Annotated in this window: 1 protein-coding gene and 1 pseudogene; both read left to right on the forward strand. The window is 56.6% G+C overall.

Annotated elements, in window-relative coordinates:
• Window positions 1-222: 222 nt before the first annotated feature.
• Window positions 223-597, forward strand: coding sequence for a response regulator (locus tag AC1DYF_RS40330; RefSeq protein WP_477884549.1), 375 nt, complete (start codon window positions 223-225; stop codon window positions 595-597).
• 50 nt (window positions 598-647) lie between these two features.
• Window positions 648-745 (forward strand): annotated as a pseudogene (locus AC1DYF_RS40335) (IS6 family transposase); the annotation flags it as partial.

Below are 745 nucleotides of genomic sequence, written 5' to 3' on the forward strand. Positions count from 1 at the left end.
CCGTCAAATCACTTGGAAAACGAAGCGCGTCTCGGTTATGCTCACGCCGAGCGATAGCAGTCCAGGTCATCGGAAACCCCATTTTGATTTAGCACCAAAAGGGAATCACAACCTGCTGTTATCGCTCAACTACTTTTAAATCGGGCTCTTAGAGCGTCGCTGTTGCGTCGCCCTGGACCGAGGCTTAGACGGTTGTCAGGCGACGAAGAGGAGGCTTACGAAATGTCGGACGATGGCGACCGAATCCGGGTGCTCATCTGCGAAGACGAGCCGCTCATCCTGATGGTTACGGTTGAAATGCTGGAGGACGCCGGGATATCGACTATGGAGGCCGGATCGGCGGCGGAGGCATTGCGACAACTGTCTGGGTCTATCAACGTCCTCGTCACCGACATCGGTCTTCCCGACATGTCCGGCTTCGAGTTGGCGCTCAAGGCCCGGAAACAGTGGCCGTCAGTGCCGATCGTCTTCGCCACCGGCGACCGCCGCGTGGATGGTGCCGACAAACTCGGCAACAACATCGTGCTAGGGAAGCCTTATTCCGACGAAGAGATGATCGAGGCGATACGTGGCCTCGCCTGTCGCGAGAACACGTGAGGGCATCGTCAACTTAACGGAATTTGGAATTCGATGTGCGATCATGGGCCATGACAAATCGTGATCCGCTGTACCGCCGCCATCGCTTTCCCGCTGAGATCATCGCGCATGCTGTGTGGCTCTATTTCCGCTTTCCTCTCAGTTTGCG

The sequence above is a fragment of the Rhizobium sp. P2_G9 genome, from assembly GCF_056403475.1.